The sequence below is a fragment of the Oceanobacillus saliphilus genome, assembly GCF_023522835.1.
Classification (GTDB): domain Bacteria; phylum Bacillota; class Bacilli; order Bacillales; family Amphibacillaceae; genus Oceanobacillus; species Oceanobacillus saliphilus.
This window is the reverse complement of sequence record NZ_JALCZU010000266.1, coordinates 1-252: the sequence shown is the minus strand read 5'-3', so window position 1 is coordinate 252 and position 252 is coordinate 1. Positions and strand designations below refer to the sequence as shown.

Sequence of the window (252 nt, the reverse complement as noted above, 5' to 3'; positions counted from 1 at the left end):
AATTAAAACTCTCAACTGCTCTTTGGGTCTATAGAAAAGCTTATAAAACAGCTTTAGAAACCACTCCCTATAACATGGTTTTTGGACTAGATATTATTATGCCCATGGAATTCTTAATTCCAACATTGAGGGTTGCACAAACTCTAGAATGGACTAGCCATGAATTTTTGTCTTCACGGCTAGATGATCTAGAAACATTGGATGAGACACGGTTAAAAGCCATTGCAAGCATGTATGCTTTGACAAGAAGGA

At 36.9% G+C, this 252-nt stretch carries 1 protein-coding gene; it reads left to right on the top strand.

From position 1 onward, the window contains the following. Positions 1-252: hypothetical protein (locus MN204_RS21110; RefSeq protein WP_249873005.1), on the top strand; the 252-nt coding region annotated here is incomplete at both ends.